At 51.9% G+C, this 26,443-nt stretch carries 25 protein-coding genes; 17 read left to right on the forward strand and 8 right to left on the reverse strand.

The window, feature by feature from the left end:
* The first annotated feature begins 86 nt into the window (after window positions 1-86).
* Genes AC0YOA_RS29995 through AC0YOA_RS30005 form a run of 3 tightly spaced genes read left to right on the forward strand, consistent with a single transcriptional unit; the run spans window position 87 to window position 3,006 of the window.
* The gene (locus AC0YOA_RS29995) at window positions 87-977 is read left to right on the forward strand and encodes a carbohydrate ABC transporter permease (protein WP_379112982.1); all 891 of its coding nucleotides are present in this window, start codon (window positions 87-89) and stop codon (window positions 975-977) included.
* Window positions 977-1,804 (forward strand): carbohydrate ABC transporter permease, encoded by an 828-nt coding sequence (locus tag AC0YOA_RS30000; protein WP_210037241.1) that lies wholly within the window; start codon window positions 977-979, stop codon window positions 1,802-1,804. Before AC0YOA_RS29995 ends, AC0YOA_RS30000 begins: the two co-directional genes overlap by 1 nt.
* On the forward strand, window positions 1,801-3,006 hold the full coding sequence (locus tag AC0YOA_RS30005) for a trans-sulfuration enzyme family protein (RefSeq protein WP_475789748.1): 1,206 nt from the start codon (window positions 1,801-1,803) through the stop codon (window positions 3,004-3,006). Before AC0YOA_RS30000 ends, AC0YOA_RS30005 begins: the two co-directional genes overlap by 4 nt.
* 131 nt (window positions 3,007-3,137) lie before the next feature.
* On the opposite strand, the gene AC0YOA_RS30010 is transcribed toward AC0YOA_RS30005, so the two are convergent.
* From AC0YOA_RS30010 to AC0YOA_RS30020, 3 genes are all read right to left on the reverse strand, one after another.
* On the reverse strand, window positions 3,138-3,854 hold the full coding sequence (locus AC0YOA_RS30010; protein ID WP_475789749.1) for a glycosyltransferase family 2 protein: 717 nt from the start codon (window positions 3,852-3,854) through the stop codon (window positions 3,138-3,140).
* Between the two features lie 141 nt (window positions 3,855-3,995).
* Window positions 3,996-5,084 (reverse strand): glycosyltransferase family 4 protein, encoded by a 1,089-nt coding sequence (locus AC0YOA_RS30015; RefSeq protein ID WP_475789750.1) that lies wholly within the window; start codon window positions 5,082-5,084, stop codon window positions 3,996-3,998.
* A 157-nt stretch (window positions 5,085-5,241) separates the two neighbouring features.
* A complete protein-coding gene (locus AC0YOA_RS30020; RefSeq protein WP_210037244.1) occupies window positions 5,242-6,234 on the reverse strand; it encodes a ketoacyl-ACP synthase III in 993 nt (330 codons plus the stop codon).
* 145 nt (window positions 6,235-6,379) lie between these two features.
* Between AC0YOA_RS30020 and AC0YOA_RS30025 the strand changes: the two genes are divergently transcribed.
* Window positions 6,380-8,251 carry an adenylate/guanylate cyclase domain-containing protein gene (locus AC0YOA_RS30025; RefSeq protein WP_475789751.1) on the forward strand — a complete coding sequence of 624 codons (1,872 nt, stop codon included), beginning with the start codon at window positions 6,380-6,382 and terminating at the stop codon, window positions 8,249-8,251.
* A gap of 87 nt (window positions 8,252-8,338) precedes the next feature.
* Complete coding sequence (locus AC0YOA_RS30030) at window positions 8,339-9,016, forward strand: YhcN/YlaJ family sporulation lipoprotein (RefSeq protein WP_475789752.1); 678 nt, start codon at window positions 8,339-8,341, stop codon at window positions 9,014-9,016.
* Between the two features lie 165 nt (window positions 9,017-9,181).
* Here the strand turns inward: AC0YOA_RS30030 and AC0YOA_RS30035 are convergent, their stop codons facing one another.
* On the reverse strand, window positions 9,182-10,042 hold the full coding sequence (locus tag AC0YOA_RS30035) for a helix-turn-helix transcriptional regulator (RefSeq protein WP_475789753.1): 861 nt from the start codon (window positions 10,040-10,042) through the stop codon (window positions 9,182-9,184).
* Between the two features lie 167 nt (window positions 10,043-10,209).
* On the opposite strand from AC0YOA_RS30035, the gene AC0YOA_RS30040 reads away from it, so the two are divergent.
* From AC0YOA_RS30040 to AC0YOA_RS30050, 3 genes are all read left to right on the forward strand, one after another.
* Complete coding sequence (locus AC0YOA_RS30040; RefSeq protein WP_475789754.1) at window positions 10,210-11,124, forward strand: phytanoyl-CoA dioxygenase family protein; 915 nt, start codon at window positions 10,210-10,212, stop codon at window positions 11,122-11,124.
* 195 nt (window positions 11,125-11,319) lie between these two features.
* Window positions 11,320-11,544, forward strand: coding sequence for a helix-turn-helix domain-containing protein (locus AC0YOA_RS30045; protein ID WP_210037248.1), 225 nt, complete (start codon window positions 11,320-11,322; stop codon window positions 11,542-11,544).
* A 169-nt stretch (window positions 11,545-11,713) separates the two neighbouring features.
* The gene (locus tag AC0YOA_RS30050) at window positions 11,714-12,301 is read left to right on the forward strand and encodes a restriction endonuclease (RefSeq protein ID WP_475789755.1); all 588 of its coding nucleotides are present in this window, start codon (window positions 11,714-11,716) and stop codon (window positions 12,299-12,301) included.
* Window positions 12,302-12,376: 75 nt separating this feature from the next.
* Here the strand turns inward: AC0YOA_RS30050 and AC0YOA_RS30055 are convergent, their stop codons facing one another.
* From AC0YOA_RS30055 to AC0YOA_RS30065, 3 genes are all read right to left on the reverse strand, one after another.
* Window positions 12,377-12,529, reverse strand: coding sequence for a hypothetical protein (locus tag AC0YOA_RS30055; protein WP_475789756.1), 153 nt, complete (start codon window positions 12,527-12,529; stop codon window positions 12,377-12,379).
* 86 nt (window positions 12,530-12,615) lie between these two features.
* Complete coding sequence (locus AC0YOA_RS30060) at window positions 12,616-12,954, reverse strand: L,D-transpeptidase (protein WP_475769201.1); 339 nt, start codon at window positions 12,952-12,954, stop codon at window positions 12,616-12,618.
* 170 nt (window positions 12,955-13,124) lie between these two features.
* Window positions 13,125-14,717 (reverse strand): catalase, encoded by a 1,593-nt coding sequence (locus tag AC0YOA_RS30065; RefSeq protein ID WP_475789757.1) that lies wholly within the window; start codon window positions 14,715-14,717, stop codon window positions 13,125-13,127.
* A 225-nt stretch (window positions 14,718-14,942) separates the two neighbouring features.
* On the opposite strand from AC0YOA_RS30065, the gene AC0YOA_RS30070 reads away from it, so the two are divergent.
* The 9 genes from AC0YOA_RS30070 (at window position 14,943) to AC0YOA_RS30110 (ending at window position 25,285) form a co-directional block, all read left to right on the forward strand.
* Window positions 14,943-15,557, forward strand: coding sequence for a CBS domain-containing protein (locus tag AC0YOA_RS30070; protein WP_379112862.1), 615 nt, complete (start codon window positions 14,943-14,945; stop codon window positions 15,555-15,557).
* A 37-nt stretch (window positions 15,558-15,594) separates the two neighbouring features.
* Window positions 15,595-16,404 carry a pyruvate, water dikinase regulatory protein gene (locus AC0YOA_RS30075; RefSeq protein WP_475789875.1) on the forward strand — a complete coding sequence of 270 codons (810 nt, stop codon included), beginning with the start codon at window positions 15,595-15,597 and terminating at the stop codon, window positions 16,402-16,404.
* A gap of 39 nt (window positions 16,405-16,443) precedes the next feature.
* A complete protein-coding gene (gene glpX, locus AC0YOA_RS30080) occupies window positions 16,444-17,418 on the forward strand; it encodes a class II fructose-bisphosphatase (RefSeq protein ID WP_475789758.1) in 975 nt (324 codons plus the stop codon).
* Window positions 17,419-17,585: 167 nt separating this feature from the next.
* Window positions 17,586-18,773 carry a GntR family transcriptional regulator gene (locus AC0YOA_RS30085; RefSeq protein ID WP_475789759.1) on the forward strand — a complete coding sequence of 396 codons (1,188 nt, stop codon included), beginning with the start codon at window positions 17,586-17,588 and terminating at the stop codon, window positions 18,771-18,773.
* Between the two features lie 666 nt (window positions 18,774-19,439).
* Window positions 19,440-20,738 (forward strand): ABC transporter substrate-binding protein, encoded by a 1,299-nt coding sequence (locus tag AC0YOA_RS30090; protein ID WP_475789760.1) that lies wholly within the window; start codon window positions 19,440-19,442, stop codon window positions 20,736-20,738.
* Between the two features lie 68 nt (window positions 20,739-20,806).
* Complete coding sequence (locus tag AC0YOA_RS30095) at window positions 20,807-21,694, forward strand: carbohydrate ABC transporter permease (protein WP_475789761.1); 888 nt, start codon at window positions 20,807-20,809, stop codon at window positions 21,692-21,694.
* Window positions 21,695-21,727: 33 nt separating this feature from the next.
* A complete protein-coding gene (locus tag AC0YOA_RS30100) occupies window positions 21,728-22,615 on the forward strand; it encodes a carbohydrate ABC transporter permease (RefSeq protein ID WP_475789762.1) in 888 nt (295 codons plus the stop codon).
* Window positions 22,616-22,762: 147 nt separating this feature from the next.
* Window positions 22,763-24,883, forward strand: coding sequence for a glycoside hydrolase family 76 protein (locus AC0YOA_RS30105; protein WP_475789763.1), 2,121 nt, complete (start codon window positions 22,763-22,765; stop codon window positions 24,881-24,883).
* Window positions 24,884-24,931: 48 nt separating this feature from the next.
* Complete coding sequence (locus AC0YOA_RS30110; protein ID WP_475789764.1) at window positions 24,932-25,285, forward strand: DUF3243 domain-containing protein; 354 nt, start codon at window positions 24,932-24,934, stop codon at window positions 25,283-25,285.
* A 131-nt stretch (window positions 25,286-25,416) separates the two neighbouring features.
* Here the strand turns inward: AC0YOA_RS30110 and glsA are convergent, their stop codons facing one another.
* On the reverse strand, window positions 25,417-26,352 hold the full coding sequence (glsA, locus tag AC0YOA_RS30115) for a glutaminase A (RefSeq protein ID WP_475789765.1): 936 nt from the start codon (window positions 26,350-26,352) through the stop codon (window positions 25,417-25,419).
* Between the last annotated feature and the right edge of the window lie 91 nt (window positions 26,353-26,443).

Below are 26,443 nucleotides of genomic sequence, written 5' to 3' on the forward strand. Positions count from 1 at the left end.
AGACGCTTAACAGGTAAATAAATAATATACAAAAGGTAATGGGCGGCCGCACGCATAAGCCGTCCATTACGCTTTTATCCAAGGTGGTGCGCCTGTTGAAAAATCAGAAAATGTTCATCGGACTCAGTCTTCTGCCAGCGCTGGTGCTGGTCCTGGTATTTACGTATTACCCCTTTATCAAAGGGATTATTATGGCCTTCCAGGATTATAAACTCTTCGACCTTCGAAACATCCAATTCGTCGGGTTCGACAATTTTACCGCAGCTTTTAAAGACCCTAAATTTCTGACCGCTTTATCCAACAGCGCTTATTGGGTCGGATTCTCGCTGGTATTCCAGTTTCTGTTCGGATTGCTGCTGGCGATGGTGCTGCGCAAGCCGTTTCGCGGACGGGGAGTATATCAGGGATTCGTCTTCTACTCATGGGCGCTTTCGGGATTTCTCATCGGGTTGATCTGGAAATGGATGTTCAACTCGCAGCTTGGCGTTATCAATGATATCCTGCTCCGTCTTGGCATCATTGATGTTCGCATAGGGTTTCTGTCGGATCCGAATTGGGCGTTGTTCTCGGTAATTGTCGTCAATATCTGGTATGGAATCGCCTTCTTTGCCATTATGCTGCTGGCTGCTCTGCAATCGGTGCCATCGGAGCTGTATGAAGCGGCGGATATGGACGGAGCCAATGCCTCGCGCAAATTTTTCAACGTGACGCTGCCTTATATTTTCCCGACGATCATTACCACGACGCTGCTCAGAGCAATCTGGATTTTCAATGATCCGGCTATTATTTACGGAATGACGAACGGCGGACCTGCGGGCTCGACGCATATTTTATCCTCGTTCATGCTGGACAAAATCATTTATGGCGGAGATTACGGGGCGGCATCGGCTGTCGGCGTCATCATGATTGTGCTCCTGCTTATGTATACGATATTTTATCTTTCCGTGACGAGGTCTGAGAAAGTGGGGGATTTTTGATGAAATCTCGTGTGCTTCTGATATCCAAAATCCTGTTCCTGGCGCTTAACTTTCTCGTCATGGTATTTCCGCTGTACTGGATCGTCATTACCTCCCTGAAGCCGCAAAAAGATATTTTCTCGTTCCCGCTGCGGTATTGGCCCAAGGAACTGACCTTTAGCAACTATGCGAATATTTTCAAAATCTCCAAATTTCACATTTACATGGGCAACAGCCTGCTGATTGCAGTGTCCGCCGCAGTCGTTGTCCTGATTATCGCGATTCTCAGCGCTTATGTTATGGCCCGCTTTCGCTTTCGCGGACACAAGCAGATCATGCTTGGCTTCTTCCTGACGCAAATGCTGCCGGGCTTTGTCGCGCTGGCGCCGTTGTATCTCCTGATGAGCCGGCTGGATCTGATCAACAACCGCATTTCGCTCGTGCTCATGTACACGGTATCCTTGATCCCGTTCTCCACCATTCTGCTGCGCGGGTTTTTCCAGCGTATTCCATCCAGCCTGGAGGAAGCGGCCATGATCGACGGCTGTTCAAGGCTCTCAGCATTATTCCGCATTATTATTCCTGTCATGCTGCCGGGAATCGCTTCAACGTTTATTTTCGCTTTTGTACAGAACTGGAATGAGCTGTTTATGGCGGTGATGTTTATTGACACCGATGCGCTCAAGACGCTTCCTGTGGCGATGAATTCTTTTGTATTGAAATATGATGTGGATTGGGGCTCCATGTCCGCCGGTACCGTTCTGTCGGTTATCCCCACAATCCTGCTGTTCGCTGTAGCTCAGCGGTTTATTGTAGAAGGCTTGACACAAGGAGCGGAAAAAGGGTGAGTCATTCAATGGGAGAATCAACTGCAGACACCGAAACAAAAAAGGTGAGCGAGTATACCCGGGTTGTTTATGATCCGATTGACACCAGACATTATGGCGCCATCCATACCCCGATCTACCAGAACAGCCTGTTTGCCTTTGAAAATTACGATCAGTTCGACCAGGCCTTCCAGGATCTGCAGGCCATTCCCGTCTACTCCCGCGGTCATAATCCGACGGTGCGGTATCTGGAGAATAAGATTGCCGATCTGGAAGAAGCGGAAGAGGCCAAGTGCTTCTCGTCGGGGATGGCTGCCATAACGGCAGCGATTCTGTACACTGTCAGTCAAGGTGATCATATTATATGCGTGAATCAGGTGTACGGTCCGACGCGCGAATTTCTAGGCGGGTATCTGCAGAAGTTCGGCATTGAGACAACCTTCGTGGACGGAAGCCGTATCGAGGCGTGGGAAGAAGCGGTACGTCCCAATACGAGAATGTTTTATCTGGAAAGTCCGACGACGCAGCTGTTTCAGCTTCAGGACATCCGGGCATGCACGACATTGGCCAAGAGCATCGGTGCCTTGACAATCATTGACAATACATGGGCTACGCCGGTGTTCCAAAAGCCGCTTCAGCTCGGCGTGGACCTCTCGGTTCATTCGATATCGAAATATATCGGCGGGCACAGCGACTGTATCGGCGGCGTGGTGATCGGATCGGCGGCCATAATCAAGGCCTTGTTTAATAAAGAATACATGCTGTTCGGCGGCATCATGACGCCGCAAACGGCAGCGCTTGTATCCAAAGGGCTGCGGACTCTGCCGCTGCGTCTGAGGAGGCATGAAGCCAGCGCGCTGAAGGTAGCCGCTTTTATGCAAACCTTGCCCTTTGTGGTCAAAGTGAATCATCCGGGGCTGGAATCCCATCCCCAGCATCAGCTGGCTATGACCCAGATGTCCGGAAGCACAAGTCTCTTTTCTTTTGAATCCACAATGGAGCTCAGCCGGATCAAGGAATGGGCGAACCGCTTGAAATATTTCAAAATCGCGGTTAGCTGGGGCGGATTCGAAAGTCTTGTAACGGTGAACAAGCTAAATTCTGCTCCAGCGGACAGTCCGCGTGTCGTTGTCCGGATTTATATCGGACTGGAGGAGCCGGAGGACTTGATGGCGGATATCGAATCGGCCTGGAAGCAGGTCGAGGCGCTTGAATTGCCATAACCCGGTCGTCGGGATCAAACGTTATGAAGCTTGCAGAACAGAGCAAAAGCAAAACACCCCGCATCGAGCTGCGGGGTGTTTTGCTTTTTTCCAGGACCATCGCTCCGTGCTGCCGCAAACGTCTGATTATCCTATCCCGGAAGCGACGCAACCAGGGCATTCATCCTGCCGGCGTAAAGCTGGCTGACATGGGTTGCTTCCTTGACTATGGTGTCAAAGTGCTTCACGGTGCCCATTTGCGGATGCTGCCGGTAGATCGTTAATCTTTCGTTGATGAAATGAAAGTCTATCCCCGATAATATGATTCTGATCCACAGATCGTAATCATGGGTGTAGGGAAGCGATTCATTAAACCAGCCGATGGATTGAATCAGCTCCCTGGTCATCATGATCGTACAGCCGTTGACGGGGCAGCCATGGCGAAGCTCAGAGATAAAGGCCTTGGCAGAGGCGTATTTGGCTGATGCCGCCATCGCCGTGATAACCCCATTCTCGTTCATCAGATCGTAATCCGTATGGCTGATCTGAGCGTTTGTCCGCTCCATGTAATCGACCTGCCTGGCTATCTTCTCAGGGCTGAAACGGTCATCCGAGCTGAGCCAGGCCACATACTTGCCGCTTGCCATTCTCATGCCGTAATTGAGCGCGCTCGCAGTCCCGCCATTTGCTTTGCCCAAATAATGTATGCGGGACAGGAAAGGGGCAAGCAGGTGCTGATGCAGGGTTGATCCGTCATCCACGACGATAATTTCGATATTGGGATAGGTCTGGTACAAGGCGCTCATCACGGCCTGATCAATATAAGGATCATTATAGAAAGGTATAATGATAGATACTTTCGGAGTCATTATCTCTCACCTCACATCCTTTTTTCTTCCCAGTATATGAGGACAGGGTATATGCAGGCACGGCAATTGGCGGCATGCATTCGACCATATTGCGTGTCATGCATGCACACGGTCTGGAGCGGCCCGGAGATCGGGGCAGCCTCAGTTGTATGCGCGAAGCCCAAGTGCAACCAATATATTCACCATATCTGCGGCGTAACGGGCCAATGAGAAATGGCTGCGGATATGCTGCTGGGCCTGCTCGCGCATTTGCTCGGTATGGGCGCGGTTTTTCATCATCAGCCCGGCTTCCCTTACGCCCTCCTCAACCGTTCGCGACATGAAAAATTTTCCTGTGCGGTTGTGCTCAATAAAAGTGCGGACGCCATCAGAATCAGTGGACAGCACGGGACAGCGGCAGCTCATGGCTTCCGCAACGGCATATCCGAAGCCCTCAATGAAGGAGGTGGAAATCACCATCCCTCCGGAATCTCCGATAGCAGATAAATAAAGAGGCATATGATCATGGGGAACATTGGACCGCACAACAAGGTTAGGCGCCAGATGAAGCTCATGTACCAGATTGTTGAAGGCATCCCGCTCTCCCGGTTCGAAAATAAAAGCATCCTCGAACATCCATATTTGGAGGAGCGGCTTTTTCATCTTGAGAGCTGCGGCAATAGAGAGGAAGAGCCGCCAGTTCTTGTTGGCTTCAAGCCGGCCAATCCAGCCCACGATAGGCGCCCCGGAAGGGTTCAGCCATTGCGCATGCTGGTACGTAAAGCGATCGGTATCTATCATATTTTGCACATAGAATCTTGGAATGTCGGAAAGATGGGCTTGAAAAAGCTCCATAAGGTGTGAAGTGGGGGGGCTGATAGCGGCCTGTGCGTACAATCGGATGAAAAGGGAGGCAAAAGCAAGCGTACCGCTTGCTTGCTCACGAGTGCCAAGGCCCTGCGCTTCATACAACAGCGCTCCCGTATAGCCAAGGCCTCTGATCCTCTGCAGCATCAAATGATCGCAGGTAACAACGATTGCGTTGTAATTCCCTGCTGCAAGAACGTTGCGGATTTCATTGTCGTCATTTGTAATGAAATGTGAGACCTCTGCCATGTTTTGCCGTCCGGCGCCATCCCACAAATAGAGGACATGAGCCTCTATTCCAACCATCCGTAAAGCTCTGCAGCGAAGCCGGTTAAGAGTCTCAATTCCTCCGCTTGGCACATAATAGGTAAACAGCAGCTTCATCTATCATTCCTCCTTCGTTATTCCATCCCGCAGCATCTATATGTTCCATAGTATGTCTGAAACAGCGCCTCTGGTATGGTTCCTTGTCCTGTCATGGCAATTGACAGGACATGAATAACGATCGGGTGGGAAATAGCCGCTTACGGGCAGGTAAGAATTACAGGCTCCATTCAAGAAGGACGGCCGCTTCGGTCAACCCGCCGCCAAAACCATAAAGCAGACAGAGATCCCCTTTATTTATACGACCGTCGCGGATGGCCAAATCAAGCGCAAGCGGTATGGATGCGGCAGAGGTGTTGCCGAACAGCTCCATGCTTGCCAAGGTTTTCTCAAGCGGTATGCCCGTTCGCTCGCAGACGGATTCCACGATGCGCATGTTGGCGCTGTGGGGAACGAACCAGTCTATCTCCTCCGTTGTCCGGCCGTTGTTCTCCAGCAAAGCGGTTATTCCTTTGGGCACCTGGGTTACCGCCCATTTGTACACCTCGCGGCCATCCTGAACAATTTTGCCAGTAGTTTGAATAGGATGCCCATCAATATCGGCAGAGAGGCTTGAGCGATATAAATGATGACCGCTCGCTCCGCTGGTTGCGGTATAGGAGCCAAGCAGCGTGCCATCCTCGGTCCACTCCAGCAGCGCAGCGCCAGCCCCGTCGCCAAAGAGGATGCAGGTGGAACGGTCGGTGTAATCGGTCGCTTTGGATAAGGCATCCGCTCCGATAATGAGTATTTTACGGTGAACGCCTGTCAGCAGCAGTCCGTTGGCCAGCTGAAGCGCGGCGACGAAGCCGGCGCATGCGGCCTGAATATCCAGCGCACCGCATGAACGGATGCCGAATTTGGCCTGAACTCTGGCAGCCATGCTGGGGAAGAACGTATCCGGGGTGGAAGTTGCCACGATGATATAATCCACATCCGCAAGGTTCACTGCATAACGCGCTTGCATATTGGCGACAGCAGCGTAGCACAAGTCGCTGCAGTATTCATCATCGGCCGATATGCGCCGCTCCCTGATGCCGGTGCGTTGGACAATCCACTCGTCGCTTGTGTCCACGAGCTTCTCCATATCATTGTTCGTGAGTATCCGATCGGGTACATAAACGCCAAATGCGGTAAGCTTGGTTTGCGATTTAAGGGCGGAAAGCGTCATTTTATCGTCTCCTTGATATCAGGTATTAGTACCAGGTTCTAATTTATACTTTAACTTAAAAGCAATGGTGCTGTCAATGAAGGTAAGGTACACTATTTATACGACAAAATTCGTCAATTTACGGCATGAGAACGGAGGAAGGTGGGTGGGCAATGGAAAACCGGAGGTTCATTTGGTCATGGAGAAACAATTTGCGCTTTCCAAATCCCGCATATGGGAAATTCTCTCTAATACGAATCGTATAAACCGGGCAATCGGGCTCGATCCCGTCATTCGCGGGGAGCTGCGCGATCACCGTTCCATAAGCCGGGCAATGAAATCAACCGCGCTGCGTCTGCTGCCTATGGAATGGCAGGAATATCCGTTTGAATGGCAGGAACGCCATTGGTATGAGGTCTACCGTCATTATTCGCGGGGGCCAATGAAAACATTCCGTTCCGGCATTCAGCTCAGTGAAGCGGATAACGGCGGGGATGGAGAGCCGCTCACTAATGTGAAGCTGTACTCTACAGTTACTACCGCTAATTGGGCCATGTACCTACCTGTGAGGCTGCTCGCCAGCCAGTCGATGAAGAAGACCTTTCAATATATTGAAAGAGCAATTGCGGCTGATTCTTACAATCGAGTCCCGAGCCTGCCTGCTGCCGGCAAAGCGCCGCATGCGCCAGGCGTGAATGCGCAGAGACTATCCGAGCTGATGGAGCGGCTTGCTCCCCTGGGTTTTAAGCAGACTCTGCTGCAGGAGCTTGAAATGCTTGTCCTGAACGGGCATGAGGACGACACAGCGGATATCAGGCCATTTGTTCTGGCCGCCAAGTGGAAAGCAGAGCGAAATGAGGTGCTGAAGCTCCTGCTTCATGCGACTACGCAGGGCATGTTCAATATGGAGTGGCGGCTCATTTGCCCCAATTGCCGCGTTGCTGAAACGGGGGCTGACCGGCTTTCCGCAATTCATGAACGGTATCACTGCGAATGGTGCGGAATCGATTACGAGGCAATGTTCGACCGTTATGTTGAGCTCTGCTTCTTCGTACATCCGGAAATCCGGCGTTCCGCGCGGGCTGTCTATTGCATAGGGGCTCCGGCCTTCTCGCCCCATATCTTCACGCAGCGTCTGATAGGTTCCGGAGAACGTACGGACTTGGAGCTGCCTGAACAAGACATTAACTGGAAAATACGCATTCTGCGCAGCAATGAATGGATTCATTTGAAGCTTGATTCCGCTCCGCAAGAACAGCAGCATGATAAGGATAGTCATCCAGTAACGGAGGTTACTATAAATAAACAGGGCTGGGCACAGGAGAGTGCGGCCGGTTATTGTGGCGGCGGCATCCGGATCGCAAATGAACGCGATCATGAGGTGATTGTCGTTATTGAACGCGAAGGCTGGGATGATCTCGTGGCGACAGCTTCTCATGTGACCCTGCTGCCCGAATTTCGCAGCCTGTTCTCATCGGATGTGCTTGCACCCGGACAGCAAGCGGGAATTTCCAGCCTTACTGTCCTGTTTACCGATCTTTGCGGCTCCACGGCTTATTATGAACGGGTTGGAGACGCCAGCGCGTATGGATATGTCAGGCAAATGTTCGACTTCTTGTCAGAGACGATCGAGCTTCATGGAGGAGCGGTTGTCAAAACCATCGGGGATGCTGTGATGGCTGTATTTGACCGGGCGGAGGACGGCATGGCAGCTGCTCTGGATATCCAGAAGTCCTGGCAGGCAGAAGATGGATTGGACCTTCGCATAGGGCTCCATCACGGTCCGGCGGTGGCGGTCGGCATGAACGGGCGCAATGATTATTTTGGGCGGACAGTCAATATGGCGGCGCGGATTCAGGCTTTGGGCAATCCCGGGGAAATCGTGCTGGAAGCCAATATGTACAACCAGCTTTTCCGGAGGATTGAGATTGCTGCCGATTCCTACAGCTCACATTCCTTTGTTGCCGCATTGAAGGGAATGAAGGAGCCGGTTCAACTGGTTCGCGTCCAGCATCACAACATGAGGATGTCCGGTTGATCTAAAAAAGTTACCAGCATAGAGCCTCCCCGTTCGGCGAACGCTATAAGCGGGCCGCAACATAAGTTACGAAACGGAGGATGGCATATGCAGCGCAAATGGATCATGCTCATGGCAGTGGCTGCAACAACAATGCTCGCCGGCTGTTCGGACAAGCACGGAGAGCTTGGAAACAAGAACATCCGGCAAAACAGCATTACCTACGACATGAATGGCAACCGTATCATGAATAAGCGCTTCGCCAACGATCAGATGAATGAAATGAATCGTATGGACGGCCGAAGGCTCAACAGCAATAATATCATTGGCGCCCATAAAAATTACCGCCTGGAAATGAGCAGCGACATCGCGGCCCGGATCGCTGCCATGGAAGAGGTGGACAAATCGTTTGTGATGCTGACGGATAACAACGCTTATGTTGCCGTAACCTTGAAGGATTCCTCAACTCATACGCAGCACGGCACCGTCATGGAAAAAAATCTGCCCAAGGGCAGAACCGCCCAAAGCTATATGCGGCCTCTTGCGAATACCATGCCGGAACATCACGGCAAGGAATTGGCGCATGGCTTGAAGCAAAAGGTAGCCCATAAAGTAAAACAGATAGCGCCTCAAATCGAGCATGTATATGTGTCGGCCTCGCCGGATTTCGTTCACCGCATGAGCTCCTATTCGGAAGATGTGAAATCCGGCCATCCCATTCAGGCCTTTATTACCGAATTCAATGCCATGGTTGACCGTGTGTTCCCTGTCCGGCCCAAACCATAAATTTCTCTGATTGGAACTGACAACAATCTCTGCCGGCAGCCTGCCGCATGGGTTGTTGTTTTTGTTTTACCGGTCGAAGGATATTCATGTTATTCCCTGATGATTGGAACAGCATTCCGTGAATCCATGAATCCAACTATTTTATCCTCTTGTGCATTGATGCTCTTAATCGGTTACCAATGAGGAACAAAACTGGCTGAGGCTGGTTCCCATTTTGTTTTTGAACATGCGTCCAAAAGTATGAACATCGGCATAACCGACGGCGCAGGCAATCTCGCTGATCGACATCTTGGTTTGCAGCGCAAGCTCCTTGGCACGTTCAATCCGGACACGGCTTAAATACTCGAACGGCGTCACGCCAAATGCGGAGCGAAACTTGAGAATGATGTAATTGCGGCTCAGACCGGACAGCTCCTCCAGCTCATGATGCGTAATCTCGCGGTTATAATGGGCAGCGATAAAATTGCGGATCAACACCATTTTGGTTTTGATTTTCTGCTGGCCTTCCGTCTTCGTCTCCCGGTCTTTTTTCCAATTGGACAAGTCCGAGAGAAGCTCCATAAGAAGCCCCTGACACTGCGAATGATGGGTAAGTCCGGGCTGATGATAGTGGGTGATAAGCTGCGTCAGCTTCTTCTCGATCGCTTGACCGTGGAAGTTGCCGAGCAGCCGATTTTCCCCGAGGAGCTGTTCGAGAGGGTACTCCGTATCGCCAAAATGAAACAGGATGGAAAGGCAAATATATGGCTCCCCGGGAAGCTTCCGCAGCTCATGCAGCTGATAGGGGGAATGATAAATCAAATCGCCGCGCCGGGTCATAATCTTATGGCCTTCAATTTCATATTCCGCCATTCCATCCACGACATATTGAAACTGATAATTGCTAAGCCTGCGCGGCGGAATCCCCCAATCAGCCGGCGAATGAAACAGATGGGCAAGTGTAATATAGGGCGGGAAAAAATACATCCCGGCCGCATGCTCGGGCAGGGAATGAACGAAAACGGGAGCCGGTACGTCAGACATCATAGTCCCTCCATCAGAATAATGGCAGCGCTGTCAACCTGATTATCATTATAAAAGCTATTGTGTGATATCGGCAACCTTATTGTTACTTTAAGCTAAATACATCACCTGCCGCATCTCTTATACTACAGGTAAACCATTACCTGATGCCACAAAAGGAGAGAGCGAGCATGAACACGTCAAATATGGAAATGCCGATCGCGGATGCACAGCTTCAGGACAGCATTAATGAGGAACAGGCGAAGTTTTTCCTGGATAACGGCTTCCTTGTTATTCGTCATGTTCTGGTGGATGAAGAGCTTCGGATCGTCCAATCCGAGATGGCCAAGCTGTATGACAAAGGAGTGGCCGGTGTCAGCGGGGATCCCGACTATATGTACGGTACGGGAGTGAAATCAGGCCAACCGATTCTCAAACGTGTTGAATATGTGATTGACAAGAGCGATCCCATGAAGGCGCTGCTGGGTCATCCTTTTATTCTCCGTTCCGTAGAGAAGCTGCAGGGGTCCAATTTCATTCCCACCTGGGATTCGATGGTGCTGAAGGCACCGGATGAGGGTGTCATTGTTCCCTGGCACCGGGATGCGGCTGTTCCGGATGGGTGCGAGGACAAACGGCCGATTTTTAATGTGGATTTTTATTTGGACGAAGCCGACTTGCAGACCTGTCTCTGGGTGATTCCCGGCAGCAGCAGCTGGTCTCCGGAAGCTTCGGATGAACGCTGCAGACGTCCGGGCTTTTCCACCGAGGATGCCATCCCCGTGCCGATGCAGCCTGGCGATGTGATTTTTCATAATATTCTTGTTTTGCACGGCTCTCCGGATGGGGACGGCAATCCGCTCCGGCGTACGGTTTATTATGAATTCCGTCCAGGCGAAATTGAGGCGGGCTTCGGTCCGCACACGCTGGAATACCTGGCGCTCAAGCAGAATGTGCTGTATGACTGCATCGAGCGCCGCAAGCATACCGCTTATGCCTCCGGGGAGAAACCGTTTGACTACAAGCCGACCGGCGGCTTTGCGATCAGGCAAAAAACCAAGCCGCTGCAGTACCGCTACCCCCACGAAACGTACTGGCGGCGCTAGGCAGGATAAGCCGAGATGAACGATAATAAGCAATAGAAAAAAGGCTGCGAGCAACGCTCGCAGCCTTTTCCTTTTGCATACCGCCCAATTTTGGGAACGACCGCACCACTGCATGCGCCTCTTCATATTATAAGTTGACTGTATCCCTTAACCTTGTTAAACCATAAAAACCCGAGCAAGGAGGGGTGACAAAAATTGAAGGGCAGCGACCAGAAAAGCAAGTTTCTCCTAACTCATCGTGAACGAGAGGTTTTTGAATTATTGGTTCAGGACAAAACGACCAGAGATATCGCGCAGCAATTATTTATAAGTGAGAAGACTGTGCGGAATCATATTTCTAACGTTATGCAAAAATTGAACGTTAAAGGTCGTTCGCAAGCGGTTGTCGAGCTAATCAAGCTTGGGGAATTAATTATTTGACCTTTTCCTCGCTAACCTTGCAAAGCCTTCTCGTCTTAGCTTTCCTAGTTGGAAGCTAATGCGTGAAGGTTTTTTGACGGGATCAGGCTTCTTTATTTATAAATGGAGTAAAAATAGCTACCTGTTTTTCCGATATATGGATTAAGACGGAAAAAAAGGGGAGAAAATAATGGCTCGTCGTAAAAGCTGGATGATACTGCAGGAGATTACGTCAAGAGGGCTTATGGGGTTATTGGTAGCGGCAGCCTTTTTGCTGACGTACAGCACCACGAAATCAATTGTTTATGCTGCGGTCGCGGCTGGATTCATAGTGATTTGTTTTATCATCGTACATATGTTTATTCGCAAGCGGAAGGAAGAGAACGCTGCCGGTATGGATATTGCGGATATTAGCATTATGGAGGGCAGTCAGTTTGAGCAGTATCTGGGTTATTTGTTCAAAGCCCAAGGCTACAGCATCGAGATTATTCAAGCTCCAAGCGATGAGGGCACGGTTCTGATTATCGCCAAGGGAGGCAGGAAAATTGTTGTACAGGCTAAACGTCACACCAGTAATATCGGGATTAAAACGATTCAGGAGGCGCAGGCGGCCATTGCTCATTATGGAGTTGCGGAGGCATGGGTGGTTACGGATAGCGGCTTCACGGAAGCGGCCGATACATTGGCCAAATCCAATGCAGTCAGGCTTATACCGCGCGAGCAGCTGATGGAGATGATCCTTGAGCTGAATCCCGAGGCAGCGATTCCTCCAAAATAAGCGGCATAGTCCCTGCTGCGGCTGCTGATATAAAATAAAACAACCCCCACGGTTGGCAGGGGCTGCTGCGCGTGTTTATTCCTGATCAAGGCCGGATGCGGGGGCCGGCCCCTCTTGTTCGTAAGCGATAAGGATGATGTCTTCGCCTGTGCTGCTGGAAAGCTCGCTTTCATATTGCTGCAGCTTTTTTACTGCCTCCGGCGTAAGCTGCGCTGTTTTGTAATCCATTTACTTCTTCCTCCCAAATATTCAATCTTCCCTCTAGTATGTCCGAATGGCCACATTAAATAACTGCGGCCTCCAAGGCTTTCCCGTCAGGGCCGGATGGTCACTCGCGTTCGCAGCGGCACGATTTGCGCCAGGGAAACGACGTCCTCGTTGTACATCCGGATACAGCCTCGGGAAACCTCGCGTCCGATGGAGGAAGGATCATTATTCCCGTGAATGCCATAATGAGGCTTCGACAACCCCATCCAGTAAGCGCCGAACGGGCCGCCGGGATCGGGTTGTTTATTGATAATCGTATATTCTCCGGTTGGTGTTTTCGTCAGCATTTTGCCGATGCCTACCGGATATTCGTTCACTACGATATTGCCGTCAAGCAGATACAGCTTCCTGTCCGACAGATCGACAATGATGCGGTACAGAGGCATTTGTATTTCCTCCTTTGCCACCATCTTATGTGCTGCTCCGGCTGACGGCACAAGACAAAGGCCCAAGCTCCGCCATCTCGGCGGCACCGGGCCTTAAGCGCAATAATCCTATTGGTGCTCCAGTAGATAAGAAAACGGCGCTTTAATGGCACAAGCTTCTGCCGAAGCGATCAGTAAGGCCCGGCCTCGCGCCCCTCCTGCTCCGACAGCTTGACGGCCTGATCCGGATCGGTTTGTCCGCTGGCAATTTTGCGGTCTCCGGCCTGTTTCAAGCCTTCGGAGACACGGCGGCCATATTCGATATCCGCTTCTGTCAAATTTCCGATCATCCGATCCCGGATATCGCTGTTGCATTTCAAGAACGCATCGACCAGATTGGCAATCAGCTCGTCCTGCTCCCAGGCCTCGAAGGAACGAAAGGTTTCGCCGGCCTGGCTGAAATTGTTCGTGCGTTCAATCGGCTGGCGCACCAGGCTGGCCTCATAGCGCGGCTCATGATCCCGTCCGGGTTTCGCTGCTTCCTGCAGCCCGCCCATACCGGAAGGCTCATAGTTGATATGCGGATTTTGCCCCGGAGCCCGGTCCATATAAATTTGCATCTGGCCTCCGGATTGATTGGTGGCTACCTGCGCTTTTGGCGCATTGACCGGCAGCTGCAAATAGTTGGTTCCCACCCGGTGACGCTGGGTATCGGAATAGGAGAACGTCCTGCCCTGAAGCAGCTTGTCGTCCGAGAAGTCAAGGCCGTCGACCAATACCCCCGTGCCGAAGGCAGCCTGCTCCACCTCCATGAAATAATCCTTGGGATTGCGGTTGAGCGTCATTTTTCCTACCGGGAGAAATGGAAATTGATCGGTTGGCCACAGCTTGGTCGGGTCCAGAGGATCAAAATCAAGTTCGGGATGCTCGCCATCGCTCATAATTTGCACGCACAGCTCCCACTCGGGATAGTCGCCGCGTTCAATCGCTTCATAGAGATCCAGTGTGGCATGGTTGAAGTTAAGCGCCTGGATGGCGTTGGCCTCCTGCTGCAGCAGGTTTTTGATTCCCTGCTTCAGGGGTTCCCAGTGATATTTGACAAGCACAGCATCTCCGTTCTGGTTGACCCATTTGTATGTATTGACGCCAGAGCCCTGCATTTGCCGGTAATTAGCCGGAATTCCCCAGGGCGAGAAGAGGAAGGTAATCATATGCGTGGCTTCCGGACTGAGCGAGACAAAATCGAAGAAACGCTCCATATCCTGCACATTCGTAACAGGATCAGGCTTGAAGGCATGTACCATGTCGGGAAACTTTAGCGGATCGCGGATAAAGAAGATCTTCAGATTGTTGCCGACCAAATCCCAGTTCCCGTCCTCGGTATAAAATTTTACGGCAAATCCGCGCGGGTCGCGCAATGTTTCCGGAGAGTGGGTGCCATGAATAACCGTAGAAAAACGCACGAAGACCGGGGTTTGTTTCCCCGCTTCCTGGAACAGCTTCGCCCTCGTGTAAGTGGAGGCAGGCTTATCGCCCGCTTTGCCATAAGCTTCAAAAATGCCATGGGCTCCTGCGCCGCGCGCATGTACGACGCGTTCAGGTATGCGTTCCCGGTCAAAATGCGTCGTTTTTTCAAGAAAATGATAATTTTCAAGCGTGCTTGGTCCCCGGTTTCCCACCGTTCTTATATTCTGATTATCCGTCACGGGATGACCTTGCCGGGTCGTCAGTGTCGGAGGAGACGCTGATTCGACATGATTGTTGCTGTTCTTATCCACATCCAAACCACCTTTCTGTCTTTCAAAGCATGCCTATTATTCCCTAAACAGGAAGGAGCATTCTAACAGAAATGACGCCTGCAGGCAGTGAACCTTGCAGGAGCTGCGAAGCGGTGTGGGCTTTGTTTGCTTTGCTATTTTTTGAAATAAATATTGTGTATTAAAAAAGATATATGATACATTAATGATTGAATAAGATGTCTTATTCGATAGGGAGTGATTTTCATTACATTGTCTGAACGACAAATGGAGATTGTCAAATTAGTAAAACTGCATGCCCCGATCACAGGCGATCAACTGGCGGAAATGATGGGGACAGGCAAGCCCACGCTGCGTGCCGATCTGTCCCTTCTCGTCATGCTGCGGCTGCTGGAGGCGAAGCCGAAGGTGGGGTATTTCCTTGGCGATGCGGGGGCAGGCAGGGAGCAGGCCCTTAAACGATGGGAAGGCGTGCTGGTCAAGGATGTGCAGGGGATGCCGGTTAATGTTTCGGAGACTGCTTCGGTGCATGATGCGGTGATCAGCCTGTTTATGGGCAATGCGGAGGCGCTGACCGTGGTCGATGACCAGCAGCGTTTTGTCGGTGTGGTTACGGCGCGGGATTTGCTCAAGATTACACTGGGAAACAGCAATCCGGCTGCAATTCCGGTCAGTATGGCTATGAACAGGCTGCCTGCCATTGCCGCATTGAAACCGGATCAGCCGCTGCTTGAGGCCGTGAACAAAATGCTTATCCATGAGCTTGACGGTCTTCCTGTTGTAACCGGGGAGGACAGCTATTCCCGCCGAGGAGAGGTAACCGGATGGATCAGCAAAACCAACATCCTTCGCTGGATGACGGAATAATTGCAGCCAGGATTGGAGGACGCAGCAGTTGGATAATCTGGAGAACAGGCCCCATCGCATTTACATATGTTCGGATGCGGTAGGAGAGACCGCTGAAGCGGTCGTCAATGCAACTATGAGGCAATTTGCCAGCGAGCAGGTCAAATTAAAGCGGTTCAGCCATATCAAGACGGAGGATGAAATCGCCGAGATCGTGGAAGAAGCATCGATTGGCCAAGGCTTCATCGCCTATACGCTTGTCCAGCCGGAGCTGCGCGAAGCCATGAAGGAAGAGGCGCTGCGCAGAAGTGTCCGGGCCATCGATGTTCTGGGGCCGATGATGCAGGCATTCATAGATACGTTCAATGATTCGCCCAAACGCAAGCCCGGCCTTCTGCACACGCTGGATGACGATTATTTCCGCAGAATTGAAGCCATTGAGTTCGCGGTCAAGTACGATGACGGCAAAGACATGCGGGGTCTGCTGCTCGCTCAGGTTGTATTGATCGGGGTTTCCCGCACATCAAAGACGCCGTTGAGCATTTATTTGGCCCATAAAGGCGTCCGGGTTGCGAATTTGCCGCTGCTTCCGGAAGTCAAGGTGCCGCCTGAGCTGAAGGAAGGGAATAAGCTGATTGTCGGGCTGACTATGAGTCCGGATCAGCTGAGCGGCATTCGAACGGAACGGCTCAAGGCGATGGGCCTGCCCTTCTCGGCGCAGTATGCTTCCCTGGAGCGCATTCATGCAGAGCTGCGATATGCGGATATGATTATGCAGTCGCTTCGCTGTCCGGTCATTGACGTAACGGAGAAGGCCATTGAGGAAACGGCGGGAACGATCATCGGCTGGCTGCAGGAAATGGTCTGATAAATTAGAAGAGCGAGCTTGGGGAGAGGGGATAGAAGCATGGAACGCGAATTAGCGCTGGAGATTGTCAGGGTTACGGAGCTTGCCGCATTGGCGGCAGCCCCTTGGATGGGCCGGGGAGACAAGCATCATGCCGATGAGGCGGCCACCAATGCCATGCGCGGCATGCTGGATTCCGTTTCGATCCGGGGTACCGTAGTCATTGGCGAGGGCGAGATGGACGAGGCGCCGATGCTGTATATCGGCGAGTCAGTCGGCAGCCTGCAGGGGCCAGAGGTTGATGTGGCTGTCGATCCATTGGAAGGAACGGAGCTTGTCGCCAAAGGGCTGAATAACGCGCTCGCGGTTATCGCGGTGGCGCCGAAGGGACATCTGCTGCACGCCCCGGATATGTATATGGAGAAGCTGGCGGTCGGTCCATCGCTGGCCGGTAAGCTGAGCATCGACGATCCGATCCGCACGACCGTAGAGAAAGCTGCCCTTGCGCTGAATAAGCAGGTTTCGGATTTGACGGTTATTCTGCTGGACCGGGAACGCCATGGATCTTTAATCCAAACATTGAGGGAAGTAGGCGTCCGGATCAAATTATTGTCTGATGGCGATGTTGTAGGAGCCATTGCTCCTGCTTTTGCCGAGACCGGTATTGACCTGTACGTGGGTTCTGGAGGCGCTCCGGAGGGTGTGCTTGCCGCTGCCGCGCTCAAATGTCTGGGCGGGGAAATTCAAGGGAGATTGATGCCCGAGAATGAGGAGCAGTCCCAGCGCTGTATCGAGATGGGCTTATCCGATCCGCGCAAGCTGCTGCGGATGGATGATATGATCGGCACGGGCGATGTTATTTTTGCCGCGACGGGCGTTACGCCCGGCGAATTCTTAAGCGGCGTGCGGATGCTGCCCGATCAGCGGGCGGAAACCCATTCCATCGTCATGCGCGCTAAGACGCGGACGATCCGTTATATTAAATCGCTGCATTACCTGCCTAATAAGCCGCTTTTGGCGGATTTAAAGCATTAAATCAACTAAATTGGAGCAAGCCCGCTATTGAAGCTGTTAACCCAAGCGCAAGGAAGGTACTCCTTCGGCGCTTGGGTCTTTTGCATGGAGATGTCGACAACTATAGTATATCATGATATATTATTATGTATAAAGGGAAAGCTGAGGGTCAGGAGGTAACGAAAATCATGAACGAGACGACGTCATCCAAGCCGATGTATGAGAAAATTTTTGATGAAGTGAAACAGCGTATCGTCACAGAAACCTATAAGCTTGGAGAGCGCGTTCCCTCCGAGAAGGAGCTGGCGGAAGCCTATCATGTAAGCCGTATCACCAGCAAGAAGGCGCTTGAGATGCTTGCTGCTGAACGATTGATTGTTCGCAAACCGGGAAGAGGCTCATTTGTGGCCGATCCTGAGACCGATTATATGGAGCCGGAACCTGAATCGGCCGCAAATCCCGCCGGAACCGTTCCCAAGACGATTCATCATGAGGAAATCACAATTGGTCTGATTATTACCGATTTTGGCAACAGCTATGGAACGGGTCTGATCTATGGCATGGAGCAGTCTTCCCGCGACAATGACTGCTTTTTGGTGCTGAGAAGAACCTTCGGCATAGCGGAGAATGAAGAACAATCGATACAGAAGCTGTTGAATCTGGGCGTAGACGGGCTTATTATATTTCCGGCGCAGGGGGAGTACTTCAATGCGGAGATCCTGAAGCTGGTTATCGGCCGCTTCCCGCTTGTTCTGGTGGACCGGCATTTGAAGGGGGTCGCGGCTGCCTCGGTCAGCTCCGATAATATGACAGCTGCGCTCAAAGGCACGGAGTATCTGTTTGACCTCGGACATGCGCATATCTCATTTCTTTCCCCGCCTCCTGTGGATACGACTGCCGTGGAGGATCGGATCGAAGGTTTTATCCAAGCGCATGCCAAGCGTGGAATCGCGGTTGATAAGGAGCTTTGGGTCAGCGATCTGACCTCTACGCTGCCGAATTCCTTCAATGATAACAATATTGAGCGCGATATCTCGCGGCTTGTCGCTCATTTGAAGAACAATCCCGCGATAACGGCTTTGTTTGCCATTGAATACAACATCGCGCTGCTGGCAAAAACAGCTGTGGAACGGCTTGGCCTCCGGATTCCGGAGGATATTTCGATTATTTGCTTCGATAGCCCGCCTACTCATCTTGGAGGCGGCTATTCATTTACTCATATGCGGCAAAATGAAGAAGAGATGGGGAGGATTGCCGTGGAGAATGTGCTCAGCATTATGAAGGGGCAAGCCGTTCCCCATAAAGTGACGCTTGAAGCCAGGCTAGTTCCGGGTGAATCGACTGGTCCGGCGAAGCCAGAGCCCGGGGACAGGTAATTCGCTGCAATAACAGAATAGCCATGAGCTGCTGTTCTTGAAAAAACCTGTCCCCTGGTCATACCCCCGTCAAGCAGACATTAGAAAAAAACTAAGCTGCCAGCGCGCACCGGTATTCAATCGGTGCGCGCTGTTTCAATTTGGCTTGAAAACGAGGGTAGTTAAAAAAATAAATGTGCGCTCCCACTGCTAAACTGTCATATCAATTGAAATTCGGACATAATAGTATATTATTATTTAAAATTAAACATATTGACATACATATTTCATGCTAATATACTAAGTTTATGAAAGCGGTTAACGAAATGAAGGAAGGTGAGGCGCTCAAGCTGAATTCAACGGCAGAGACGATGGGAGATACCCGGTGAGTGGCTGCGGGATTCCGCTGCGCAGGTCATACCCTGCCTGATGCCCGCATGAGAGGTGAACAGACAACGGATCGGTATAGGCGCAGCAAATCATTGATTTGAGGACGAAAGAGCAAAATTATGAAAGCGGTTTCAAATTAATTTTTTCTAACCGCCACTAAGTTTTTACTTAATTACTGCAGACTTATTTTGAGCAAAATGAATCACAAAAAAATAAAGCCTGTGCTTCCGAAATAATTTTTGGTTCGCAAGGATGTTTAATCTGATGTCTCACAAAAAAATTTAAGGGGATAAAAAAATGAAGAAATGGTTGGTTACGGCGATTGCACTGGTTATGGCTGCTGTTCTTGCAGCGGGCTGCGGCGGCAATAATGAGTCTGCCGACAAAGGGAACAACGCTGGGGCCGCAAGCGGTGAAGGCAAGAAGACGGAGCTCACGTTCTGGGGAGATTGGGGCGGAGAAGGCCAAAAGCAATTTGAAACCATGGTCGACACATTTAATAAGTCGCAGGATAAAATTCACGTCAAATATGTGCTGCAGCAGGATATGATCACCAAATTTCTGACTGCGGCTACTAATGGAGGCGCGCCTGACGTCTTGTTCTGGGACCGCTGGCGGACATCGCTTTACGCTCCCAAGAATGTCCTTCATCCGGTTGACGAATACCTGACCCGCGACGGCATAGTAAAAGATGACTTTTATAACGAATCGCTGAAAGAGCTCTCTTACAATGATAAATTATACGGCCTGCCGCTTACTGTTGACGCTCGCGCCCTGTTCTACAACAAGAAGCTGCTGGCGGATGCCGGACTCCAGCCTCCAACGACATGGGATGAACTTGAAGCGGCTGCCGCGAAGATGACAAAGTGGAACGGCAATAAACTGGAGACCGCCGGTTTCTCGCTGGGTGATCTCGGATTGTTTAATATGTATCTCCAGCAAGCAGGCGGCCGGATGCTGACCGAGGACGGCAAAACCAACTTCAACAATGAGCAGGGCAAGCAGGTGCTGGAGTTCTGGGACCGTCTGATGAACAAGGATAAAGTGTATAAGGTCGGTTTTGAGCAGGGACTGGGCGAAGGGCAGGATGCGTTTGTAACGGGTAAAGTCGCTATGCTGTACTCCGGGCCATGGATGCTCAGCACTTATAATAAATACGGCAAGGATCTGGAATACGGGATCGTTCCGCCTCCGGCAGGACCGAATGGGGATAAAGGAAGCGTTATGGGCGGGTTTGGTCTCGTTATTCCGGAAGGCTCCAAGCATCAGGATGAAGCGTGGGAATTTATCAAGTGGTGGACGGCCAACAAGGACAATGCCCTGCTGTGGGCCAAAACAAGTCTCAACCTGCCGGGCTTCAAGCCGGCTCTGGAGGATCCGTTCTTCAAGGATGATCCGCAGTGGAAACCATTTATGGACACTCTGGAATTCGCCAGGATCCGTCCTACCCACCCCGGTTACTCCGTGATGGAAACCGATGCGCTGGCACCGAATCTACAGCTTAATCAGCAGAACAAGCAGAGCATTGATGATACGCTGAAGAAAGCCCAGGAGCAGGGCGACAAAATGCTCAAGGACAACGAGATTGTGAAGTAACACGCTTGCAGCCAAGGGAGGTCATGCCTCCCTTTTGCATGCAATCATTAAAGAAGGGGGGAGCTTGGATGGCTTCCATCAGAAGGCTTGAAAAACATCAGGCGAGAACGGCGTATCTGTTTATTACGCCAACGGTGCTGCTGTTCGCGGTATTTACGGTTATCCCCGTCGTGATGGCCTTATATCTAAGTTTTACCAACTACGATGTGGTCAGCCAGAATGACTGGATTGGTCTGGACAATTACCGGCGGCTGATTGAAGATAATCTGCTGTGGAAAACGTTCCGCAATGTATTCCTCTATGCGGTTATCTTTGTGCCGCTTAATATTCTCATTTCGCTGCTTCTGGCAATGCTGCTGAACCGGGCATGGCGCGGTGTCAAGCTGTTTCGGACATTTAATTACCTGCCAACCCTGACATCCTCCGTAGCTGCGGCTACGGTGTGGATCTGGCTGCTGCATCCGGAATTCGGGCTGGTCAACGGCCTGCTGTCCTATGTCGGGATTACAGGACCGGCGTGGGTGTCGCAGACCGGGACGGCCATGCTGTCGATTATTATGGTCACGCTGTGGCAATCGGTCGGCTCCAATATGATTATCTACCTGGCAGGCCTGCAGGGGGTTCCGGATTATCTCTATGAATCGGCGCGTCTTGATGGCGCAAACAAGCTGGATTGCTTCCGGTTCATTACGTGGCCGCAGCTTAGGCCGACTACATTCCTGGTCAGCACAATGTCGATCATCGGCGCGCTGCAGCTGTTTGACCAGGCATTTGTGCTTACGCAGGGCGGTCCGGCCAATGTGACCAAAACGCCGGTTTATCTGATTTATCAGCAGGGCTTTAATCAGCTGCAGATGGGCTACGCGTCCGCGCAGGCCTTTGTGCTTGCTATGGCGATTCTTATCTTCTCGCTGATTAATATGCGGATCACGAAAGCGGAAGAGCCGATCGTATAGAGAGGCTTGCCAAGGAGAAGGAGGATCAAAGAAATGGAGACTAGCGGCTATTCCCCGCTGAAGCGTGGTCTTAGCAAGTCCATTTATTATATTGCTTGTATTGTCATCGCCATCGTGATGTTCCTGCCGTTCTATTGGAGCGTGCTTACGTCCCTGAAGCCGGATGAGGAAATATTCGCAATGCCGATCAAGTGGTTTCCCACGCATCTGACATTCGAGCATTACCGCAAAGCGTTTACGACGGTTCCGTTCGCTTTATTTTTCTGGAACTCGCTGGTGCTTGCCGTATCCGGCGTGCTGGCAAATCTATTCTTCGGCTCGATCAGCGGTTACGCTTTCGCCAAGCTGAAATTCAAGCTCAACAAGCCGATTTTCCGTGTGCTGCTGGCAGCCATGATGATTCCCGGAATCGTGACGATGATTCCGAGTGTTTATGTGATGCGCCATATTCCGCTGGCAGGGGGCAACGATATCCTCGGAAGCGGCGGCATGGGGCTGATGAATTCCTTTTGGGGCATTATTTTGCCGGGAGCATCCGGGACGTTTGCCGTCTTCTTCATGCGGCAGTTCTTCCTGACACTGCCCAGCGACATGATGGAGATGGCCCGGATCGAAGGCTGCGGGGAATTCAAGATTTTCTGGCGCATTTACCTGCCGCTGACAAAGCCAGCGCTTGCGACGCTGAGCATTTTTACCTTTCAGGCGGGCTGGAACAGCTTTTTATGGCCGATGATTGTGCTCAATGATCCCGATAAGGCAACCATCCAGATGGGTCTTCAGGCGTTCTCTTATAATTTTCAGACTGATTACGGACCGATGATGGCGGGCGCGCTTGTGGCGATCCTGCCGATTCTTGTGCTTTTCCTTGCGCTGCAGCGTTATTTTGTGCAGGGTATTGCCTTCAGCGGCACCAAAGGTTAGCGTTTCCCGTTACGCCGCAGCCGCACGCTGTGCGGGGTGTATATGATAGTCAACGAAATTCAACTGGGGACAGACCTGCGGATCCCGAACAACAGCGCGGAGCATGCAGGAAATACGGCAGATCAGATACCAGGGAGAGAAAGCATAATGAATCAACTGGAGCTTGGCATTTGGGGGAAAAGGGCCGATCAGGCGCAGGACGCGCTGGAACATTTATTCTGGAATGAATCGATCGGCATGTACAATATCCAAACCCCTTGTCCGAACGGGGAATGCAACACGATTTTTCATTACTGGTGGATGGCGCATGCGGTGGATGTGCTGGTGGACGGCCTGCTGCGGACCGGCGATGAACGTTATACGGCGCGGCTTGGCGCTTTGCATCAAGGTCTGCTTCACCGCAATGGCGGGGCATGGCCAAATGAGCTTTACGACGATATGGAGTGGATGGCTCTTGCATGGCTTCGCGCTTATCAGGCTACGGGGCAAGAAGTCTATAAAGAGACCGTTCTTATACTTTGGCAGGATATTCAGACCGGTTGGAACGGGCATATGGGAGGGGGCATTGCCTGGCAAAAATCACAGCTGGATTATAAGAATACACCCGCCAACTCTCCGGCTGCCATATTGGCGGCCCGCCTGTATCAAGCCTTTGGCGACGCGAGGGATCTGGAATGGGCGCATAACATTTACAATTGGCAAAAGAAGCATCTGGTAGACCCGGAGACCGGGTTTGTCTGGGATGGAATGAACCGGACCGGGGATGGATCGATCGACAAGGAATGGAAATTCACCTACTGCCAAGGGGTTTATATCGGTGCTGCTGTTGAGCTCTACCGGATCACGAACGAGCAGGTTTATTTGCAGGACGCGCGACGAACCTTCGCTTCGGCTATCAGAGAGCTTGTTAGCGCGGAACATGGCGCGCTGCCGGATGAAGGCGATGGAGATGGCGGACTCTTTAAAGGCATTCTGATCCGCTATACGGCCGAATACGCAAAAGCTGATCCTGACGCGGCTGATGCAGCCGCTTTCCTGAGCACGAATGCCGGGCTTCTATGGGAGAAGGGGAAGTCGGCGGATGAGGCGCTGTTCGGTACGGATTGGACTTCGGCAGCCTCAGGCGTTATCACGCTGAGCTCCCAGCTCAGCGGAATCATGCTGTTGGAGATGATGGCCGGGATGACCAGGAAGCAAGCCATGACAGATAAGCTGGCTGCAGCGGAAAAGGAAAGCTGGCAAGAGCACGCCGGGCGCCTCCAGCAGAGCCTGCAGCGTCATTATTACAATGAAGAGACGGGCATTATGAATCAGTGGTATCCACGCGGGCGCAACCGGGCGGACGACAATTTCTATTACTGGTGGCAGGCCCATGTTATCGATGTGCTGGCAGACGGTTACGAACGAACGGGCGATGCTGTTTACGCCCGGCGAATTCAGGACTTCAGCAGAAGCCTTCGCGCCTATAACGACGGTTCCTTCCTCCATAATTATTATGATGATATGGAGTGGATGGCCCTTGCGCTGCTGCGGGCATACAAGATTACCGGCAATGAGGAATATAAGAGCAGCGTGATGGAGCTGTGGACCGATATCAAGACAGCTTGGAACAGTCATTGCGGGGGCGGGATGGCTTGGAAGAAAGACCAGACCGATTATAAAAACACCCCTGCCAATGCGCCTGCCGCGATTCTTGCCGCCCGCCTGTATGGAATGCTCCATGAAGAGGAATATTTAGAATGGGCAAAACGCATTTACGATTGGAATAAAGAAAATCTGGTTGATCCTGCCACCGGCTTTGTATGGGATGGAATGAACAGACGGGGCGACGGTCAAATCGACTATGATTGGGAATTTACTTACTGCCAAGGGATATTCCTGGGAGCCGGACTGGAGCTTTACCGCAGCACGGGTGACCGGGCCTATGCGATTGAAGCGAAGCGGACAGCCGAAGCTTGCTTGAACCGCCTATGCAATCCGGATACGATGATGCTTCCCGATGAAGGCATTGACGATACCGGTCTGTTCAAAGGCATTCTGATCCGGTATTTGGTGCAGCTCTACCAGCAGTTCCCGGAGAACGCGCGGATTCAAGCGGTAATTCTGGTCAATGCCGGGCGGTTATGGGATGGAGGACTGGACAAGGAGCTCGATCTGTGCGGGCCATCGTGGGAGAAGAAGCCGCAGCTGCCTGTTCAGCTGAGCGTCCAGCTCAGCGGCATAATGCTTCTGGAGGGGGCCGCCATCGTGCAGGGTATGAGTCGCTAAGACGAGTATATTCAATTAACGTGAAGCCATTTAAGGAGGCGAGTTCTAATGTCCGAACACAATCATGCCGCTTTTAAAGACGGTGAAGTACGTGCCGAGATGATTCCTGATGTACTGAACCGGATCGACAAGGATGAAAAGGAGAACATCCTCCAGGATTTCGATGAATTCCGTTCCTATCTGGCGAGCCGCATTCATATGGCGGAAGCGATGGGATTGAATGAAGAACAAATCGCAGTGGCGGCGCAGAAGATCGCAGACTACCTGGCCGGACACGAGCATCCGCACAATGCGGAGGAGCAGCTGCTGCAGGAGCTGTGGAAAGTCGGGCGTGAGGACGAGCGGCATATGCTGGCTCATATGCTTGTCCGCCTGGCTCATTCAGACAGGCATTTGCAATAGAGGTAAGTCCGTCCGGAGTTGTTGACGAAAAGCAGATAACCTGCGGGCTCTGTCTGGACGTTTAAGCAAAAAACAGGCAAACAACAAACACCCGGACCGCCTGAGCATTTCAGGAATCCGGGTGTTTGTACTTAAAATATCGACCAATCGAAGGTCTCCGACATCGTCTCCAGCAAATGAACGCCGCCTGTGCTGTTCCCCTTTTCGCCCAGGGCAGGTCCAATAATCCCGATGCCGAGCTTGCCGGGAATAAGGGCGAGAATGCCCCCGGACACGCCGCTTTTGGCGGGAATTCCCGCACGGATGGCAAATTCGCCGGAGGCGTTGTACATCCCGCAGGTAATCATGAACGTCTTGGCAATCTGCACGTAACGGCGGGGGACCAGCTGGACGCCTGTCACCGGATCTGTTCCTCCGCAGGCGAGCAGAAGCGCCATCCTCGCAAGCTGGGCGCACGTGATTTCAACAGCGCAGTGCTTGAAGTAAACATCAAGCACCTCTTCGACATCGGTCGCCGCGTCGAGCACTTCGTTATCCTTCAGGAAGTAGGCAAGCGAACGGTTGCGGTGGGCCGAGGCGGACTCCGACCGGTACACCGCCTCATTATATGCAAGATCGGCGCCTCCGGCCGCCTCGCGCAGAAACTGCATGATCCGCCCTGTCCTGGCTTCCGGCGTAGCCCCATGGATAAGCGAGGTCACGGCGATAGCGCCTGCATTGATCAAGGGGTTGAAGGGCTTTCCCGGTTCTACCAGCTCAAGCTTCAGCATAGAGTTGAAATCATCGCCGGTCGGCTCCATGCCGACCTTGGCGAACACGCCTTCCTCGCCATTGTCCATGAAAGCGAGAAGAAGAGTAAATACCTTCGAGATGCTCTGCATCGTAAAGGGAAGGTCCACGTCTCCAGCCGTCGCCGTTTCCCCATCCGGCCCCATTGCAACAATGCCGAGCGCGTCCCCCGGAGCTTTGGCCAGCTCGGGAATATAATGGGCTACTTGTCCCTTTTCCGCATAGATGCGGCTTGCTTCGATCCAGTCCGGAAGCTGTAGACGCAGCTGTTCCATCATTGCCTTCACTTTCCCCTCTGCTTATCGTTTTCCACTCCAGTTTAAGTCCCGCGGCCAGCAAGAAGCAAGCCAAGAGCTTGAAGAAACGGGA

The sequence above is a fragment of the Paenibacillus sp. JT22N12 genome, from assembly GCF_056269365.1.